Here is a 2,348-nt window from a genome sequence, read left to right as displayed (position 1 = left end):
TTTAAAATAAAAAGTTACTGACAGCTTTGTCAGTAACTCTTTTTAAACGAAAATCAGCAATAATGAATTTTACATTTCTTGTTAAATTACCTCTGGTTCATTCTTTTATCCGTTTATATTTAACAGCTTACTTTGCAAGAGAATGGGGAAATCTAATTGCTCAAGGTGTTGAATTACGTCAAATTATTAACTTGATGAAAAAACAAAAAAGTCGAATTTTTTCAGAAGTTGGCAAGAATCTTGATTTAGAATTGAATGCTGGTCGGTCTTTTGAACAAGCTGTCAGTAAACTTGCGCTTTTTTTACCCGAGCTCTCGTTAATGATTGAATATGGAGCTATTAAAGATAAATTAGGCTTAGAGCTTTCGCTTTATGCGGATGAATGTTGGGAACAATTTTTTACAAAGATAGATCGTTTAATGCAATTAATCCAACCTCTTGTTTTTATTTTCGTAGCATTGATGATTATTTTGCTATATGCAGCCATGTTACTCCCCATCTATTCAAATATGGGTTCGGGAATATAGAAAGAATGAAAAAATGGAAAGAACAAAGAAGTTTATTTTAAAAAAAATACAAAAAATATTTTTATTCGTTAAAATTTGTGAAAAAAAATGCCGTCAGAAAGAGCTAAAAGCTTTTACTTTGATAGAGATGTTAATTGTACTAGCTATTATTAGTATTTTGATATTACTATTTGTTCCAAATTTAATTAAAGAAAAATCCGCAAATTGTAAAATGAAGTTAGCCACCTTGAGTCAAGCAAAAAACATCTGAATCTCTTATACTAGAAGTTCGACCAAATAGTATAAAAAGGAAATTCAGATGCAAGACTATTCTATCACAAGCCAGAGCAAAGGGAAACACCTGACCAATCAAGACCGTTTAAACATTGAACGTTGGCACAATAAAGAAGGACTGAGCAACCGTGAGATTGCGCGCTTATTGAATAAAGCTCATGGGACGATTGACAGAGAGATGAAGCGAGGGGAAATCCAGCTCAAGCGGAAGGTAAAATACTCTGCTAAAAAGGCTCAAGAAAATTATGAAGGATTGAGGGCTCACAGTGTTCGTCCGAGTAAACTCACGACTGAGATTGATTGTTATGTGAGTACACGTCTTAAAGAAGACAAGGACTCTTTGGAAGTCATTCATCAGGCTCTAAAAGGAGTTTCTCTGAGCAGCCTCTACAATTGGGTCAACTGGGGCTGGTTAGAAGCCAAGCGTCATCATCTTTTCTATCCGCAGTATAAGGCGGCAAAGAAAATCAAACCTCGTGCGCCAAAGCATCCTTTTGGCAAGTCTATTGAAGAACGGCCTGAGTTCATTAACAATCGCTTAGAAGTGGGGCATTACGAGATTGACACGGTCATTCTTACGAGAGCTAAGAACAAGGTGCTTTTGACGCTCACAGAGCGAAAATACCGCACGGAGATCATTCGCTTGATTGATGGGAAAACAGCACAGGCGGTCAATGATGAGCTGGTGGAACTTCAAAAAAGTTATGACTTCAAATCCATTACCCCTGACAATGGCCATGAATTTGCAAGGCTCTCTGAGGTCGTAAGCTGTCCAGTTTACTATGCACACGCCTACGCGAGCTTTGAGCGAGGGACGAATGAAAACCATAACCGAATGATTCGTAGGCATCTGCCAAAAGGCACAACAAAGACGACCCCTGAAGAAGTCGCCGCTATCGAGTATTGGATGAACCATTATCCAAGAAAAATGTTCAACTATAAGAGTTCATATGAGATGAGCTTGGCTGGCTAACTTGGACTTGCAATTTGCGTTTAATAATTAATTCACCAATCACAATAAAAATAATTGCGCCAATTGTAATCGGTAATTGTTCTGTTAATGATGCCTTATCATATTGCAAGGGTATGGCTGTAAAAATTAATGATATGATAATAATAATCATTGGTAAGGCCATATATACTTTCAAGATTCCGTCACTACCACTCACTTTAAATGGACGTGGAGTCTCAGGGTCAATCTTGCGCAATTTATAAAAAGCAGGGAAGACCGGAATATAACTCAATAAAAATAGTACTAAATTTAATGAGAAGAATGACCAGAACAAATCTTGGTTGGGTAATAATGGAGCAATCACAACAATAAATGTCGCTACAATCCCATTCATCAAAGCTGCCCCCAAGAAATTCCATTAGAAGCACGTCTTTTTGAGAAGAATTTAGGCATATCACCATTATCAGCAGCATAACTAGCAATATTATTGACCCCTTGTGACCAAGAAACCATATTACCCACTAAAGTCAGCATAAACAAGAAAGCAATTAAACTAATGAACCAACCTGTTGGTGTTCCTAGCATCACTTGGAAAC

5 protein-coding genes are annotated in these 2,348 nt (G+C 37.0%); 3 read left to right on the top strand and 2 right to left on the bottom strand.

What is annotated here, in order from left to right; translation table 11 throughout:
* Window positions 1-62: 62 nt before the first annotated feature.
* From ABT245_RS45720 to ABT245_RS45710, 3 genes are read left to right on the top strand one after another with little or no spacing between them, the layout of a single operon-like run.
* Window positions 63-527, top strand: a complete 465-nt coding sequence (locus ABT245_RS45720) for a type II secretion system F family protein (RefSeq protein ID WP_351747049.1) — start codon at window positions 63-65, stop codon at window positions 525-527.
* 13 nt (window positions 528-540) lie between these two features.
* Window positions 541-777, top strand: a complete 237-nt coding sequence (locus ABT245_RS45715) for a prepilin-type N-terminal cleavage/methylation domain-containing protein (protein WP_351747046.1) — start codon at window positions 541-543, stop codon at window positions 775-777.
* 48 nt (window positions 778-825) lie between these two features.
* A complete protein-coding gene (locus tag ABT245_RS45710; RefSeq protein WP_003130410.1) occupies window positions 826-1,773 on the top strand; it encodes an IS30 family transposase in 948 nt (315 codons plus the stop codon).
* Here the strand turns inward: ABT245_RS45710 and ABT245_RS45705 are convergent.
* Both ABT245_RS45705 and ABT245_RS45700 read right to left on the bottom strand, forming a co-directional pair.
* The gene (locus ABT245_RS45705; protein ID WP_351747043.1) at window positions 1,733-2,161 is read right to left on the bottom strand and encodes a hypothetical protein; all 429 of its coding nucleotides are present in this window, start codon (window positions 2,159-2,161) and stop codon (window positions 1,733-1,735) included. The genes ABT245_RS45710 and ABT245_RS45705 overlap by 41 nt on opposite strands.
* On the bottom strand, window positions 2,146-2,348 hold a 203-nt coding region (locus ABT245_RS45700), incomplete at its 5' end, for a hypothetical protein (protein ID WP_351747040.1). The genes ABT245_RS45700 and ABT245_RS45705, both read right to left, overlap by 16 nt.

The sequence above is a fragment of the Streptomyces sp. NPDC001508 genome, from assembly GCF_040298665.1.
In the GTDB taxonomy this organism is placed as follows: domain Bacteria; phylum Actinomycetota; class Actinomycetes; order Streptomycetales; family Streptomycetaceae; genus Streptomyces.
The sequence above is the reverse complement of the archived record's forward strand: the minus strand, read 5'-3'. Positions and strand labels throughout refer to the sequence as shown.

Coding starts and splice junctions, on each gene's coding strand:
- ABT245_RS45720 (WP_351747049.1), top strand. CDS start 63: ATGAATTTTACATTTCTTGTTAAATTACCTCTGGTTCATTCTTTTATC.
- ABT245_RS45715 (WP_351747046.1), top strand. CDS start 541: ATGGAAAGAACAAAGAAGTTTATTTTAAAAAAAATACAAAAAATATTT.
- ABT245_RS45710 (WP_003130410.1), top strand. CDS start 826: ATGCAAGACTATTCTATCACAAGCCAGAGCAAAGGGAAACACCTGACC.